Raw genomic sequence first — 16,066 nt, forward strand, 5'->3', positions numbered from 1 at the left:
GGGAATGGTTGCAGCACGTTGCGATCGTGTCAACGGGTTGGTTTCCGCAGGTCTTCGCGTCGTCCACAGTGATTGTCCGGCTTACCCGGACAACGCCGCCGAAATCCGAAAGTGCGCTGTTAGCCCGTACCCAGGGAGGGTTTTGATCTTGGGCTTGGTCTTGGGCATGCGAAAAAGCGCCGCCCGGCAGATGCCGGGCGGCGCTTCTCAGTGGGTGGTGTCAGCCGATCTTGACGTTGAAGACCGGGTGGGCGGCCAGCTTCTTGAACGCGGCGAGGCTGGCCGGGGTGCTGTCGATGCTGATGTCGCGGTCGCCCTGGTCGTCCTTCTTCGTGTCGAAGTGGACGATCGCCTTGATGGCCGGACGCTTGGCGAGCTCGGGCAGGACGTCGTTGTAGACGGCGTTCTTGTCGGCGTACTTACCGACGCGGTGGTAACCGCCCCACTCGGCGACCATGAACGGCTTGCCCGGCGCCTTGGCGACGGCCCAGTCGTAGAAGCCCAGGCCACCGTTCTTCGGCTTACGGTCCAGCAGGTCACCGAAGTCACCGAAGTGGTAGTAGCCCTTCTCGACCGAGACGTAGGAGTCCAGGCCCATCCAGTCCACGACGTCGTTGCCCGGGTAGAGGTCGGCCCACCAGGACTGCGCCATCCACTTCTCGTTGCCCATGTACGCCATCACGTTGATCGAGTTGGTGACACCCTTGGCGCGCAGACGCTCGATGGTGTGGCGGTACATCGCGGCGAAGTCCTTCGCCTCCCAGCCGGAACCGGCCTTCGCGATGACGTCGTTCTCCGGCTCGTGGTTCAGCACGAGGAAGAACTTCTTGTTGAACGCCTTGGCACGGGCGGCGAACGCGTCGATCCGGGCGTCCTGCTCGCCCTTGGCGACCTTCGACCAGTCCGAGCCGTACGCGATCTTCCAGTTGAGCAGCAGGACCCGCGGGTTGGCCGGGTCGTTCGTCATGGCGATCTCGGACTTGGTCGGGAAGACCTCGTCACCCTTGTGGTACTGGTGGAAGATCGACGCGGTACGGCCGCTGAGCTTCTCCCAGTCCTTCAGCGCGATGTCACGCGGCGTGTTGGTGAAGCCGCCGGCCGCGCCACCCCAGAGCACGCCGCAGGACGGGACGAGCTTGGCGTCGGTCTTGCAGTCGGTGCCCACCTTGGGGGCTCCCGTCGGGTTCTTCGTCTCCGTCTGCGCGGCCGGGGCCGACGTCGTCGTGAAGGTCAGCTCCGGGCCGCCCTTCGCGGCGTTCTCGGCCGACTGGAAACGGACCGTCTCGGTCGCGGACACCGCGAACGAGTAGGTGCCGGCGCCGTAGACCTCGGAGCTCAGGTCGAAGCCGACCCGGGTGTCGGTCGTCTTCGGGGACACGCTCGCGATGGCGAGACCCAGCTTCGGCGCGTTGCCGGAGGTCAGCTTGCCCTCGGTCCACGAGTTGTCGAGGACGCGGTTGACGCTGATCTTGCCGGACGGCTTGCCCAGCGGGCTCAGGAACAGCTTCGCGGCGGTCACATCGGTGCCGGCCGGGATCGTGAACTTCAGGAACGAGGTCTTCAGGTCGGTGCCGATCTTGCCGGCGACCAGCTTGTCCTCGACGCCGAAGTTCGCCGACTTACGCGTCGAGGAGGTGTAGGCGTCGTCGCCGGCCTGAACCGACATCTCCTTGGTGCCCTTGGTGTTCGTCTTGACGACGACCGCCTGAGCGGCGGACATCGGCATCAACGCGGCGGTGGCGCCCGCGAAAACGGCGGTCAGAGCTGTCAGTGACTTAGGCAGCTTGGCACGTCGCATTCGAATCTCCCCCGTTTTGTCCAGCGGATGTCCGCCGGGCATGTAGAGAAGATTGCGGGTCGTGGGTTGCGGGTCGAGTACCCGAAAAGGTGCGGAGAGGTTGCGGAGATTCCGGCTCCGGTTCTCTTATGTCGGCGAGCGCGGGGCCGACCCTTCTGGTCGCTGCCGCACGGCTTTCCCCGGCTGGGTGGTGGTGGTGGTCCCGCCGGCTCTCCCCCGTGCCGGCGGGGCCCCGGCTCCCCTGTTTCGTCCGCTATGTTCGCCCTCCTTCTCTGTGCGATCTTGGCGAGTTCCGCCCGGATTTCGGCTGAACCTTGCCCCGATCACCAGGAATCCGGTAGCCAGGGAGCATGACGCTGATCATCGACGGCCACAACGACCTGCCGATGCGGTTGCGTGGCTGGCACGGTTCGAGCGTGGCCGGCCTCGACCAGCCGCGCCCGCCACTGCACACCGACCTGCCACGGCTACGCGCCGGCGGGGTGGGTGGCCAGTTCTGGTCCGTCTACGTGCCGTCCGACCTCCCCGAGCCGGTCGCCCTCGCGGCCACGCTGGAGCAGATCGACCTGGTGCACCGGATGGTCGCCGCCTATCCGGACGAGCTGGAGATCGCGTACACCGCCGCCGGCACGGAACGGATCATGGCGGCGGGGCGGATCGCCTCACTGATCGGCGTCGAGGGCGGGCACTGCCTCGCCGGGTCGACGGCTGTGCTGCGTTCGCTCGCGCGATTGGGCGTACGGTATGTGACTTTGACCCATAACCACCACACCGCGTGGGCGGATTCCGCGGCGCAAGCGCCGGCGGTGGGCGGCCTCACGGCCGAAGGGCAAGCGATCGTACGCGAGATGCAGCGCATCGGCGTCCTCGTGGACCTCTCACACGTGGCGCCGGTGACCATGCACGCCGCCCTGGACGTGGCAACCGCGCCGGTGATCTTCTCGCACTCAGGCGCCCGCGCGGTCACCGACCACGTCCGCAACGTCCCCGACGACGTGCTGACCAGGCTCTCCGCGAACGGCGGGGTGGTGCAGCTGACCTTCGTCGCGTACTTCGTCTCCCCCGCGGCCCGCGACTGGGCTGCGGCGGCCGACGCGGAGTGGGAACGCCTCGGCCTGCCACCCATGGCCTCGGCCGAGGAATGGCCCCGCTCCCCGCGCCCGGGCGAATCGTCAGTGCCGGCGACACCCGTCTTCGATCCGGCCGCCGAGCCGGCCTTCCGCACCTGGCTGGCCGCCCACCCCAAACCGGCAGCCACAATCGCCCAGGTAGCCGACCACGTGGACCACGCCCGAGCGGTAGCCGGCGTAGACCACGTAGGCCTGGGCGGCGACTTCGACGGAACCCCCGAGGTACCGGCGGGCTTGTCGGACGTGTCGGGCTATCCGCGCTTGCTGGACGAACTCCGGGGCCGAGGCTGGTCCGAGGCCGACCTGGCGAAGCTCGGCTCGGACAACATCGTGCGGGTGATGCGCGAGGCCGAGGAGTCAGCGGAGGAGCTGCTCTGGCCCCCGAACCACTGACCGCACCGCGCTATCCGGCGCAGTCCGGTGCCGGCGCAGTCCGGTGCCGGTGCGCTGTGCTGCGGCGCGCCGTGCCGCGCTGTCCTGCCCAGCTGTCCCTGATTAGTCCTCCTGCCGATCGGCGTCAGCAGCGCCCGGAGTCTCCGGACGCCGGCTGCGCGGTGAACGCTGTCGCGGCGTCCCCGGGGCATTCGGCCGAGGTGCGTCAGTACCGGCCTCCGCCACATCCTCGGCGGGCGTCACGACAGTCGGCTCCGAGGTCTCCTCAGTAGCAGGGCTCTCCGTTGCGGCCGGGTTCTCCGCTGCAGCCGGGCTCTCCGTGGCAGCCGGGCTTCCCGCTGCGGCCGGCTCGGCTGAAGCTCCCTCCAGCGACGCCGACCCAGAACCAGCCGCCGAGGACGCGTTCGCGGCGGTTCCCTCTTCCGGCGCGCGCCGCGCACGCGGGACCCGCCGCGGAGGCGCGGTCCGCCCAGGCGCGGCCGAGGCGCCGTTCACCGGAGGTGTCTCCGCGGACTCAGCAAGCAGCCGCGAATCGTCCGAGAAATCAGCCGGCCGCGCAGGGGTCCGGCTCGCCGCCGTCCGCTTGCGAGGACTGGGCACCCGCGGAGCCGGCGACTCACCTTCTTCCGCCGGGCCAACCGTCTCGCCGGCCACCGTCGGCACAGGGCCGGCGGGCTCACTTCCAGCAGTTGACGCCCCCTGCACTGCGGGACCAACCGGCTCAGCGCCAACCGCCGAACTCACCACATCAGCGGGCGCGGTCGTGTCCGCCTGATCACCGGCAGGAGCTGGCGCAGCGGTCGGGGAAGAGTCCGCCACATCAGTCGAGGCATCATCCGACGCGGCGTCACGGGTGTTCTCCCCGGTCCCGGCGTCCTCCAGAGTCTCAGTGCCCCCCGCGGCCCCAGTGCCCCCCGCGGCCACGGCGCTCTCCGGAGTCTCCGTGCTTTCCCACTGCTCCGCCTCGTCCGCCGGCGGGTCTTCCTCTGCGCCACCCGCGACCGGCGCGGACGGCGGTTGTCCGGTACCGATCACCGCGTACACCTCGGGGCGCTCGCGCCGCAGCTTTCTCCCCCAGCGCACGCCCCCGATGAAGAGCAGCAGGAACGCAAGCGGCGGCGACCACACCTTCAGCAGATTGTCCGAATCCAGCAGGATGCCGAACGACACCACCGTGAGCAGCAGAATGATGCCGAGGAAGACCGCCGCCACCCACGGCGCGATGGAGCGGCGCCAGCGGGTCTCGCCATGATCACCACGCCGGAAGTACCGGACCACGGCGATCGACGCGATCAACATCAGCACCAGGACGCCGAGGCCGCCAGAAACCGTGCCGAAGAAGAAGAGGTCGGTGGTCGGGTTCAAGGTCAAGAGCGCAAACAGCAAGAGTACGCCGAGAGCCAGGCTGGACTGGGCGAACGACGCGGTGACCGGCACGTCGTTGCGGGTACGGGCCAGTGACGACGGCAAGACGCCCTCGCGAGCGACGGTCAACGCGTACCGGGCGACGGTGTGGTGGAAGGCCAGCATCGCGGCGAACAGGCTGGTCGCGAAGAAGATCCGGCCGAGGTCGATGATCACGGCCGGCAGGTAGGGCTCAGGCAGGAAGAAGAACAGGTCGTCGAGGTGGTCGGCGGCGACCGCGACGATCTGGTCGGGCCCGGCGACGACCGACATCACCCAGGCGGTGCCGCCGTAAAGGACCGCGGCGACCAGCAGGGTGAGCGCGATCGCCCGGGAAACGGTCCGGCGCGGGTCGCGGGCCTCCGCCGCGTACACCAGCGGGGCCTCGAAACCGACCATGCCGGCCACCGCGGCCACCAGCAGCGCCACTCCCCCGGCGCTGGCGATCAGCGCGGGGTTGAGGGTGGCGAAGGAAACCGTGCCGCCCGCCGGGTTGCGGAGCATGGCGGCATCGAAGATCAGCACGATCAGCACTTCAGCGCAGACCAGGACGGTCAGGATACGAGCGTTCAAATCGATGTTCAACCGACCCAGAACGGCGATCAGCGCCCACCCGAGCAACGCCCAGATCACCCAGGTGATCTCGATTCCAAAGATCGCCATCGCGTTGTGCGCGGCCACACCGAAGGCGCCGTAGAGGCCGATCTGCATGGCGTTGTAGGCGAGAAGCGCGACAAATGCCGTACCGACACCGGCCGGTCGGGACAACCCCGCCGCGGCGTACGCGTAGAACGCACCCCTGTTCGGAACGTGCCGTGCCATCGCGGCAAGCCCGACCGCGAAGACGCCCAGCACCGCCGCGACCAGGATGTACGCGACCGGGATGCCTTTCTCCTCCACCTGCCCGTACCCGAGCGGCAGCGCTCCGGCGACGACGGTGAGTGGTGTCATGGCGGAGACCGCGATGACGAAGATCGGCCACGTGCCGAGACGGCGCTCGGCGACCGGCTGTGGCATGGCGCCTCCTAATCAACGGTATGACCGTCTCCCATCATCGCGTCCACAACGGATCAGCGATATAGAAAGTTCTCGATCATGAAGGGTCAAGTTTCGGCACCTCCACCGATGGGTAGGCTCCCGGCATGCCGATCGGACCGCAGCCCCGGGGACGTCGCGGCACCGTCGAGGAGCCGTACAGCCCGTTGAATCTGCGACTGGCTCTGGCCACGTTCGGCCTGGTCGTCTGCGTTGTTCTGTCGATCCTGTTGTTCCGCACCGGCTGGACCCTCCCCGGATGGTTGCTGGCCGCCTGGGCCGTGTTCGCCGTGATCGACATCGTGGTGGTGCAGATGCGCCGCCAGGCCCGCAAGCGCACTGAGGGCGACCGCGACCACTCGCTCTTCGAGTGACCCGCCTCGTGAGCGACCGACCTTTCGAGTGACCCGCCAGCCCGCATGACCAGCCCGCCCGAATAGCCGGCCCGCCCGAGTGCTCGACCCGCCCGAGTGCTCGACCCGCCCGAGTGCTCGACCCGCCCGAGTGCTCGACCCGCGCGAGCGACTGGCCCGCGCGAGTGGCCGGCTTGCACGGGTCACCGCCCCGCGCGAGTGACCGACCCGCGCGAGTGACCGACCCGCGCGAGTGACCGACCCGCGCGAGTGACCGGCTTGCGCGAGTGACCGGCTTGCACGGGTCACCGCCCCGCGCGGGTGGCCGGCCGCATCTCGTTGAGTCAGCGCGAACCGGGCGAATCAGGCCAGGCCGGCGTCGTGCACCAAAAGTGCCACCTGCACCCGGTTGTTCAGGTCCAGCTTTGTAAGCACCCGGGACACGTGCGCTTTCACCGTCGCGACCGACATGTGCAGCTCCACGGAGATCTCGGCATTCGATTTGCCCTGCGCCACCAGCAGAGCCACCTCTCTTTCCCGGGCGCTGAGCCGTCCGAGTCGCTCCTCCGCCCCGGTGCGGTCCGGCCGGGAATCGGCCGCCACATGGGCGATCAGTTGCCGGGTGACGCTCGGCGACAGCGTGGCCTCGCCCTGTGCCACCCGGAGCACGGCCGCCTTGATCTGACCCGGCGGTGTGTCCTTGAGCAGGAACCCGCTCGCCCCGGCCCGCAACGCACCCAGCACGAACTCATCCGCGTCGAACGTCGTCAGCACCAGCACCTCGGGCGCCTCCGGCCGTCGCCGCAGCAGCTCGGTCGCGGTCAGCCCGTCGACACCGGGCATCCGGATGTCCATGAGCACCACGTCGGGCCGATGCTCGGCGACCGCCGCCGGCACCTCGCCCCCGTCGGACGCCTGCCCGACGATCTGCACCTCGGCATCGCCCGACAGAATCATCGACAGTCCGGCACGCACCAGCGGGTCGTCGTCGACGATCAAAACCCGGACCGGTTTCACGGCGCCCACGGCAGCCACGCGGAGAGAACGAACTCGTTGCCGTGCCGGCCGTGCGCGAGCCTGCCACCGGCGAGCGTGGCGCGCTCGGCGAGACCGATCAGGCCCATCCCGGTGCCGGGCACCGAACCGCCAGCCATCAAACCGCTCAGCTCTGAACCGCTGAGACCTGAACCACCAGCGCCCGGCCCTCGATGGCTCGAACCGCTGGAGATCGCGGCTCCGGGGCCACCCACGGCAGCCTTGGGTGCGCCGGGCAACACCGTCGGCATCGGGTTGCGAACCTCTACGGTCAGACCCTCGGCCGCCGCTCCGCGGACGGCCACCGACACGGAGACCCCCGGGGCATGCTTGCGCGCGTTCGTCAGACCTTCTTGGATGATGCGGTACGCGGCTCGCCCGGTCGCCACCGGCACCGCGTCGGGTTCGGCCGTCACGTTAAGCCGTACCTTGACTCCCGCCGACCGGGACTCGTCGGCGAGCGCGGGCAGCGCGCTCAGCGTGGGTTGCGGCCGCTCCGGGGCTTGATCGTCGGCGCTGTTCGTCGTCCGCAGCACCCCGATCACCGCGCGCAGGTCCTGCATCGCCTGGTTGGCGCTGGCACGGACCACCGCGGCCGCTCCGGCTATCTCGTCAGGTGGCGCGTCCGGGCGGAACTCGAGCGCGCCGGCGTGCAGGCTGAGCAGCGAGATCCGGTGAGCGAGGACATCGTGCATCTCGCGGGCGATGCGGGTGCGTTCCAAAACCCGTGCCTGCGCGACACGCAGCTGCTGCTCCGCCTCGGCGCGCTCGGCCCGCTCGCGCCAGGAGACGATCAGCTGGCGCCGGGATCGGACCAGCATGCCCCAGAGCGCCACGATCACCAGGCCGGTCGTGCCCCACCCGAACGTTTCCCAGAACCCGGCCCCGGTCTCCGGCCGCACCATCGAGAAGATGGCGTTGGTGCCGATCGTCGCGGCGACATAGGCCGCCAGAATCGCGAACCGCTGGTGCACCGCGATGGTGAACAGCACGATCGACAGAGTGAACCCGCTCGCGAGCGAGAACGGCGCGATCGCCAGTGCGAACAGGGCCAGCGGCAGCAAGAAGCGGCGCCGCCACCAGAGCCCGATCGCGGCGATGACGCTCAGCACGCCGTCGAGCACAATCACCCACGACGGCACCGATGACCAGCCGGCCATCACGGCCGGATCGGGCCGGAGCAGATCGCCCGTGACGAGCAGGGTGAAGCCGAACCCGATCAGGAAACAGAGGGTGTCGACCGCCCAGTCCCTGGTCGAGCGCCGGCCCGCGACAGGACCGGCCGGGTCCGCTACCAGCGCGGACGGCCACAACCAGCGGTACTCGGTCAACGATGCCCCCACAGGATCGACTCTACGGGCGGGCGCCGGGCGCCGATACCGACCAAAGTTGTAACCAAAGTATCGACAAAGGTTCGCGGCCATCGACCGTTGGCCGACGCGGTGGACCGACCACGGACAGCACGCTGGTCGCATGATTACGGTCGAGAACCTCACCAGGACGTACGGTGCACACCGCGCCGTGGACGACGTGTCGTTCACCTGCGAGCCCGGCACCGTGACCGGATTCCTCGGTCCGAACGGTGCCGGCAAATCCACCACGCTGCGGATGATCTGCGGCCTCACCCCGCCCACCAGCGGCCGGTCCACCGTCTGCGGCGTGCCGTACCGGCAGCTCGGCAACCCTGGACGACGTGTGGGCGTGCTCCTCGACGCCTCCGCGCAGCACGCCGGCCGCACCGGCCGGGAGACGCTGGCTCTCGCGGCGATGACCATGGGGCTGGACGCCGGCCGGGTGCCCGAGCGGCTCGCCCAGGTCGGGCTGGACAAGACCGCGGCCAAGCGGCGGGTCCGGGCGTACTCGCTCGGCATGCGGCAGCGGCTGGGCCTGGCGTACGCGATGCTCGGCGACCCGGCCGTGCTGATCCTCGACGAGCCGGCGAACGGGCTCGACCCGGAGGGCATCTTCTGGATGCGCGGCCTGCTCCGCGATTTCGCCGACCGGGGCGGCACCGTGCTGCTCTCCTCGCACCTGCTGCGGGAGGTGGAGGCGGTCGCCGACCAGCTCGTCGTGATCGGGCAGGGCCGGATCCTGGCCCAGGGTGACAAGGACGACCTGCTCAGCACCGCCGGCACCGTGGCACGCGCCACCGACCCTGCCGCGCTGGAGGCGCTGCTCGACCGGATGGGCGTGACCTCGTCACGGTCCGCCGACGGCGGCTTCCTGGTGCCCACCGACGCGCAGACCCTCGCCCAGGCGGCAGCCGGTGCGGGCGTCGTGCTGCTGGAGCTGCGCCCGGCCGGCTCCGGTGGCCTTGAAGAGATGTTCCTGCGACTCACCGCCACCACAGGCCTCGAGGAGATCAGCCGATGACCGCCGTCGCCACCCCGTCCCCCACGCGAACCGACACCCTGCCGATGACCCGGCTCATCGCGGTCGAACTGCGGAAACTGGCCGACACCCGGGCCGGCCTCTGGCTGCTGATCATCATCGGCCTGGTCACGGCGGGCACCTCCGCGATCCAGCTCGGCTGGGCTGACGACGAGAGCCAGACGTTCGCCGCGTTCTACACCTTCGGGCTGTTGCCCTCGGCGGTGCTGCTGCCGGTGCTCGGCATCCTGTCGGTCACCAGCGAGTGGTCGCAACGGACCGTGCTGTCCACCTTCACCCTGGTCCCGGCGCGGGGCCGGGTGCTGATGGCGAAACTCGCTGCCGGCACGCTGATCGCGATCGCCGCCACAGCCACGACCGCCGTGCTGGCCGCCCTCGCCAATCTGATCGCCGGCCCGCTCGGCGGCGACGCGTCGTGGTCCCTGGACAGCAGCCTGATCTGGCAGAGTCTCCTTCTCCAGGTGATCTTCGTGCTGATGGGGATCGGGTTCGGCGCGCTTCTGCTGAACACACCGCTGGCGATCGTCATCTACTTCGCCCTGCCGACGGTCTGGACAGTGCTCGGCGGGGCCATCAGCGGCCTGCGCACCGCCTCGGAGTGGCTGGACCTCAATGCGACCTCGCAGGCCATGACCGAGCCGGACATGACCGGCGGCGAATGGTCCCGGCTGGCGGTCTCGGCAGCGGTCTGGGTCGCGCTTCCCCTGCTCCTCGGGGCGATTCGTGTGCTCCGTCGGGAGGTTTCCTGATCCACAACGCCGGGTGTTGGCGTCACGATCTCGCGATCGCGGGTAGCGTCGCGAGACGTGACGCGTACCCTTTTTGCGAGCTTCGCGACTATTGCGGTTACTATCCCCATCTTCGCCGCTCCAGCAACCGCGATTGAGGCTTCCGCCGCGCCACCGCCGTCTCCACTGTCCACCGCACCCGCCGTGGACTCCCGCGAACTCACGCCGCCGACCCGGCTGACTCTGGACGGCGAGCCGTTGCCGCCGGCCACCTATCAGCCGGCGCCGTCGGGCCGCCGCGCCGCGGCCGACACCCCGCCGGTCGGTACCGTCCGCAAGTGGGCCGGGCTGAACGAGGTCGAGGGGGACGTCTACCGCAAGGATTACGTGCTGCGGGCCGCCGGCAAGAACATCGAGGTGTGGGTGGCGAAGGATCTCGCCTTCCCTGCCGGTGACTGCCGCGGCGCGAAGGCCACCGAGATCACCGACGCCCAGGTCGCCGGCCTGGTACGAGAGTTCGACGAGAACATCTATCCCAAGGAGACGGCCGCTTTCAGCACGCCGCCGGACCGCAGCGGGGTGAACCCGGGAATCGACGGCGATTTCACCGGCGCCGGGAACCGCACCGTCACGCTGATCGACAACGTCCGCGACGACAACTACTTCAGTTACCCGGAACGCCCCACGTACATCTCGGGGTTCTTCTCCGAGCAACTCAACGAACTCTTCGATCGCAACGTGATGACCATCGACGCGTTCGACTGGGCTCACCGGTCGGGCGCGAACCCGGCGAACGAGCCGACCGCCGACCTGTGCAGCAGCCGCCCCGCACGACCCTGGATGTACGAGTCGACGTTCGCCCACGAGTGGCACCACCTGCTCAGCTATTACACCGACCCGGAGGAGACGACCTGGGTCGACGAGGGCCTCAGCGATTACGCGCAGACCCTGACCGGTTACGTCGACTCCCGCCTCGGCGTGTACCACCGCGGCTTCGACAACCACCTCTCCTGTTACCAAGGATTCGGTGTGGTGAAGACCGCGTTCAACCCGAATCCGCGCGACTGCGACGGGCCGGCGAACTCGCTGAACCTGTGGGGTGAGGGCGGCGCCGACGCGGTCCTCGCCGATTACGGCATCACCTATCAGCTCATGCTGTATCTGCACGACCGGTTCGGCCCGAAGGTCCTCTCCGGACTGCACCGGGACTCGGTGCACCACGGCCTGGAGGCCCTCGCCGCCGTGCTGCCGAAGAAGACGCCGCTTTACGACGTCCTGCACGATTTTCAGACGATGACGCTGGTGGACAAGCCAGCCGACGAGCCGGGCAGCATGATCAAGGGCGCGAGCAGGGAGCGAGTCACCGCGCGCAGCCTGCGTTCCACCGTCAACCTCAGCAGCCCGGGCGCTCACGGCAGCCCCGGAGCGCCGCCGAACGGCGCCGATTACGTCCGGCTGCCGACCGAGCTGCGATCGGTCAGTTTCCAGGGCGCCGCGTCGCTGCCGCCGATCCCGCTGAAGTGGACGCTCGACGACGGGAAGCTCTTCTCGGGCAACACCCCCGACACCGATGCCGCGGCGGTCCGGCCGGCCGACGTCCCGACGACGGACCCGATCCTGCGTTTCACCACGTCGTACGAATTGGAACAGGACTTCGACTACGGGTATGTGACCGTCTCCGCCGACGGCGGGCGGACGTATCAGATGGTCGCCGGCGACCAGACGGTCACCGGCCCGCTCGGCGCGGCGATCACCGGCCAGGCCACCGACGTCACCCTGAAGTTCGACCTCTCCGCGTACGCCGGCAAGCGTGTCTTCCTCGGTTTCCGCTATGTCAGCGACAGCGCCGTCAATCTGGGTGGCTGGCACGTCGGCGACCTCTCGATCGGCACCCAGAAGATCGACAACGTCTCGCTGGGCACCTGGAAGTCGCCCACCCAGGTCCGGCCGACGCCCGTGCACAACTGGCACGTGACGCTGGTCGGACTGGGGCGGGCACGGGCCAAAATCGTGCCCCTCGAGGATTTCGACCGGCTCAACGATTACCCCAAGGTCGCCGCGATTGTCGCTTACGACGAACCGACCGGCACGGTCAAGCAATACGCCCCGTACACCCTCGTCGTGAACGGCAGGCCCCTGCCCGTGCAGGAGCAGACTCAGCCGTAGATCGGCCCCACCTCGCTCGGCCCTGTCCGGAACCTCTGCCCGCCGCGGCGCACCTGAGTGCCCGCGGCGGGCACCTCTTTTACTGCCCCTGCGTTTCGCCGTCATCGCGCCACCACCGTTCCCCCGAATCGGCCGCCCTTCCGGCGCCTCCGATATTGACAGTGTCACGATGACAGTGTCAAACTTTCTGGCATGTGGACGATGGAGCAGTTGGTCGAGCGGGCTCACGCGGCTCTCGCCGCGGAATACCCCGGCGCACCCAACGGACGCGTCCGCGACCTGCCCGACCGCAGGTCGATCAGGTGGTATTCGACGATCGGCCTGGTCGACCGGCCGCTCGGCACCCGCGGGCGCACGGCCCTCTACGGGCCACGCCACCTGATGCAACTGGTCGCGATCAAGCGACGCCAAGCGTCCGGGCAGACCCTTGCCGAGATCCAGGCGGAGCTCGCGGGCGCCTCCGACGAAACCCTGGCGGCCGCTTCTCGCGTACCCGATGGGCTCCTGACCACCGATGAGCCGGCGGCGGAGGACGCAGCCCGGCCACCGTTCTGGAAACACGCGCCGGCGGCGGGCGACACGTCGGCCGCCGGCGAAACGGGGGCGGACGCCGGATCGCCCGTGCTCCGCACGGCATTGCCATCGATCGACTGGCAAAAGGCACCGCCGGGTTTCGCCAGTTTTGACCACGACATCACGCCTGCCGCACATCAGGCCTCCGACGAGCCACTGATCACCGGTTTTCCGCTCGGCGGCGGCGTGATTCTGCTGGTTCCCGATCCCCCGGCCGGGCTCGGCCGTGACGAGATCGCCGCGGCCGCTCGTCCTCTGCTCGAACTGCTCGCGTCCCGTGGGCTGACCAATGGGAGAAACGAATGACCATTTCCGTCAATCCGATGGGTCCGGCGGAGCTGGAGCGGCTCCGGGAACTGCCCGACGCCGGCCTCGGCAGCCTCCGCACCGACCGCGGCAACCTGCCGCTGGACGTTCTCGACGTGCGCGCCTCGATCAGCGGCCTGCTCGTGCGCACCGAGCTGACCACCGAGTTCGTCAACACGCACGACACCGCGCTCGAGGCGACCTATGTCTTCCCCCTGCCGGACCGCGCGGCCGTCACCGGCATGACGATGACCGCCGCCGACCGGACCGTCGTCGCCGAGCTGCATGAGCGCAGCGAGGCCCGCGAGGAGTACGACCGAGCTATCGCCGCAGGTCAGCGCGCCTCCATCGCCGAGGAGGAACGACCCGACGTCTTCACCATGCGGGTCGGCAACATCCTGCCGGGCGAGCGCGTGGCGGTCCGGCTGCGGCTGGTCGGCCCCCTTCCGTACGAGGACGGCGCGGCCACCTTCCGGTTCCCTCTGGTGGTGGCGCCGCGATACGTGCCGGGCACGCCGTTGCCGGGGCCTTCCGCGGGCGACGGCCAGCAGCAGGACACCGACGCCGCCCCCGACGCGTCGCGCATCTCCCCGCCGGTGCTGCTGCCCGGTTTCCCCAACCCGCTGAAGCTGTCGATCGGTGTCGACCTCGACCCGGCCGGGCTGGAGCTCGGCGAGGTTCGATCCAGTCTGCACACCGTCACCGAGCACGACGGGACTCTGCGCATCGCACCGGGCGAGCGGGCGAACCGCGACTTCGTGCTCCGGCTGGCTTACGCACCCGGCGGTGAGTCCGCCGTCGCCGTGCCCGACGGTGACAGTGCCGACAACAGCGGTGATCCGGGTGACGGCGACGGCACCTACCAGCTCGTCGTCCTTCCGCCCGACACCACGACGCCGCCCCGGCCGAAAGATGTGGTCCTGCTGCTCGACCGCTCCGGCAGCATGGGTGGCTGGAAAATGGTGGCCGCCCGGCGGGCCGCCGCGCGAGTCATCGACACGCTGACCAGCGCCGACCGGTTCGCCGTTCTCACCTTCGATCATCACATCGAGCGCCCGGCCGGGCTCGATGACGGGTTGTCCGAGGCCTCCGACCGCAATCGCTACCGCGCGGTCGAGCATCTGGCTCGCGCCGACGCGCGCGGCGGCACCGAGTTGCTGTCGCCGTTGAGCACCGGCCTGGCCCTGCTGTCCGACAGCGCCGGGCGTGACCGGGTGCTGGTGCTGGTCACCGACGGTCAGGTGGGCAACGAGGACCAGATCGTGCAGGAGGTGCGGCCGCTCATCGGTTCCACGCGGGTGCACACCGTCGGCATCGACCGGGCGGTCAACGCCGGGTTCCTGGGTCGGCTCGCCGCACTCGGCGCGGGACGATCCGAGCTGGTGGAGAGCGAGGACCGGCTCGACGAGGCGATGGAGCACATCCACCGCCGGATCGGCGCGCCCGTCGTGACCGGCCTGACGATCACCGGTGACGGCATCACCATGTCCGGGGGGAGCCGCAGTCCCGCACGGCTGCCCGGCCTCTACCCGGGCGTCCCGCTGGTGGTGACCGGGCGCTATTCGGGCGCGTCCGGCGGCACCCTCACGATCACCGGACGCACCCGCGACGACCAGGACTTCCGGACCGCTGTCACGGTCCAGCAACGCTCCGAGCCCGCGGTCACCTCACTCTGGGCGCGGGCCCGGCTCCGAGACCTCGAGGATGCGTACGCGGCCGGCGACCACGATGTCGAGCAGGAGATCGTGCGGACCTCGCTACGGTTCGGCGTGCTGTGCCGCTTCACCGCCTACGTGGCAGTGGACCAGCGTGTGGTGAACGAGGGCGGCCAGGGCAAACGGGTTACCCAGCCGGTCGAGTTGCCGTCGGGCTGGGAGATGCCGGCTCCTGCGTCCGCGGCACCGAGCTTCCTCGGCGTGTCGGCATCCCCGTTCGGAGCGCCTGACGCGATGTCATCGATGCCTCTCGCCGCTCCCCCGGCGCCTCCCGCACCGGCACCCAGCCGTCCGGGATTCAGCCCGGTGCGCGCGAAAACCGGCGGTGTCCAAGCCGACGGAACCCAATCCAGCGGCAGTTTCCGAGGCGGCGGAGCCCAATCCAGCGGCGGCCATGGCGGCGGCGCTCCCGGCGGCGGCTTGCCGGGAACACAGCCCGGGGGCAAACAGGCCGGGGGCACACAAGCCGGGGGCGCACAGGCTGGAAGCGCACCGATCGGAGGCGCACCCGCGGGGGCTGCTCCGCGCGGCTTCCTTGCTCCCGCCGCGGCCCGATCTCGGCGGACCGGAGCGTTGCCGATCGCCGACGTCGAGACGACCATCGCCGAGATCCGGGAGCTCGCCGCGGTGGAGGCCGACCGCCTCCGTGACGGCGCCGGTCTGCCCGCAGCGGATCGCCGCGACCAGCTCGACGACCTCGCCAGCCGTTTGGAGGTGCTGATCAGTTCCGTCGTCAGCAGCGAGGTGGAGGAGCTTCGGAAGCTCATCACACTCCTACGTGGAGACACCCCGCTCGACGAGAAATGGCCGGCGGCCCTGCACATCCTCGGCGACTTCAGCACCGCCACATCAAGCACCGCCACATCAAGCACCGCCACATCAAGCACCGCCACATCAAGCACCGCCACATCAAGCACCGGCACGTCCAAAGCAGGCGACTCCGGTAGCGCAACCAGCGGACCAGCACCGGCCCCGAAGCAGAAAAAGCCGTTCTGGAAGCGCTGAGCCGCCCGACTCCGGACACACCCACTGTCCAACC

The 16,066-nt window shown here is 69.5% G+C and carries 11 protein-coding genes; 7 read left to right on the forward strand and 4 right to left on the reverse strand.

The window, feature by feature from the left end; all coding sequences use genetic code 11:
• Positions 1–220: 220 nt before the first annotated feature.
• Entirely contained in the window at positions 221–1,798 is a 1,578-nt protein-coding gene (locus tag B0I29_RS37960; protein ID WP_111654005.1) for a CBM96 family carbohydrate-binding protein, read from the reverse strand.
• Positions 1,799–2,148: 350 nt separating this feature from the next.
• Here B0I29_RS37960 and B0I29_RS37965 point away from each other — a divergent pair, with 350 nt between their 5' ends.
• On the forward strand, positions 2,149–3,321 hold the full coding sequence (locus B0I29_RS37965; RefSeq protein WP_111654006.1) for a dipeptidase: 1,173 nt from the start codon (positions 2,149–2,151) through the stop codon (positions 3,319–3,321).
• 102 nt (positions 3,322–3,423) lie between these two features.
• On the opposite strand, the gene B0I29_RS37970 is transcribed toward B0I29_RS37965, so the two are convergent.
• Positions 3,424–5,742: an amino acid permease gene (locus B0I29_RS37970; RefSeq protein WP_181558185.1), complete on the reverse strand. Its 2,319-nt coding sequence runs from the start codon at positions 5,740–5,742 to the stop codon at positions 3,424–3,426.
• A 125-nt stretch (positions 5,743–5,867) separates the two neighbouring features.
• On the opposite strand from B0I29_RS37970, the gene B0I29_RS37975 reads away from it, so the two are divergent.
• On the forward strand, positions 5,868–6,134 hold the full coding sequence (locus B0I29_RS37975) for a hypothetical protein (RefSeq protein ID WP_111654007.1): 267 nt from the start codon (positions 5,868–5,870) through the stop codon (positions 6,132–6,134).
• A gap of 342 nt (positions 6,135–6,476) precedes the next feature.
• Here the strand turns inward: B0I29_RS37975 and B0I29_RS37980 are convergent, their stop codons facing one another.
• Both B0I29_RS37980 and B0I29_RS37985 read right to left on the reverse strand, forming a co-directional pair.
• A complete protein-coding gene (locus B0I29_RS37980; protein ID WP_111654063.1) occupies positions 6,477–7,130 on the reverse strand; it encodes a response regulator in 654 nt (217 codons plus the stop codon).
• Positions 7,127–8,491 carry a sensor histidine kinase gene (locus B0I29_RS37985; protein WP_245973095.1) on the reverse strand — a complete coding sequence of 455 codons (1,365 nt, stop codon included), beginning with the start codon at positions 8,489–8,491 and terminating at the stop codon, positions 7,127–7,129. Before B0I29_RS37985 ends, B0I29_RS37980 begins: the two co-directional genes overlap by 4 nt.
• A gap of 130 nt (positions 8,492–8,621) precedes the next feature.
• On the opposite strand from B0I29_RS37985, the gene B0I29_RS37990 reads away from it, so the two are divergent.
• The 5 genes from B0I29_RS37990 (at position 8,622) to B0I29_RS38010 (ending at position 16,032) form a co-directional block, all read left to right on the forward strand.
• Positions 8,622–9,521, forward strand: a complete 900-nt coding sequence (locus tag B0I29_RS37990) for an ABC transporter ATP-binding protein (RefSeq protein ID WP_111654009.1) — start codon at positions 8,622–8,624, stop codon at positions 9,519–9,521.
• On the forward strand, positions 9,518–10,288 hold the full coding sequence (locus B0I29_RS37995; protein ID WP_111654010.1) for an ABC transporter permease: 771 nt from the start codon (positions 9,518–9,520) through the stop codon (positions 10,286–10,288). Before B0I29_RS37990 ends, B0I29_RS37995 begins: the two co-directional genes overlap by 4 nt.
• A gap of 183 nt (positions 10,289–10,471) precedes the next feature.
• Complete coding sequence (locus B0I29_RS38000) at positions 10,472–12,433, forward strand: M6 family metallopeptidase (RefSeq protein ID WP_245973096.1); 1,962 nt, start codon at positions 10,472–10,474, stop codon at positions 12,431–12,433.
• Positions 12,434–12,634: 201 nt separating this feature from the next.
• On the forward strand, positions 12,635–13,312 hold the full coding sequence (locus tag B0I29_RS38005; RefSeq protein ID WP_245973099.1) for a MerR family transcriptional regulator: 678 nt from the start codon (positions 12,635–12,637) through the stop codon (positions 13,310–13,312).
• Positions 13,309–16,032 carry a VIT domain-containing protein gene (locus tag B0I29_RS38010; protein WP_111654013.1) on the forward strand — a complete coding sequence of 908 codons (2,724 nt, stop codon included), beginning with the start codon at positions 13,309–13,311 and terminating at the stop codon, positions 16,030–16,032. The genes B0I29_RS38005 and B0I29_RS38010 overlap by 4 nt, the downstream gene beginning before the upstream one ends.
• The last annotated feature ends 34 nt before the right edge of the window (positions 16,033–16,066 follow it).

It is taken from the genome of Actinoplanes lutulentus (assembly GCF_003259845.1).
GTDB classification, from domain to species: Bacteria; Actinomycetota; Actinomycetes; order Mycobacteriales; family Micromonosporaceae; genus Actinoplanes; species Actinoplanes lutulentus.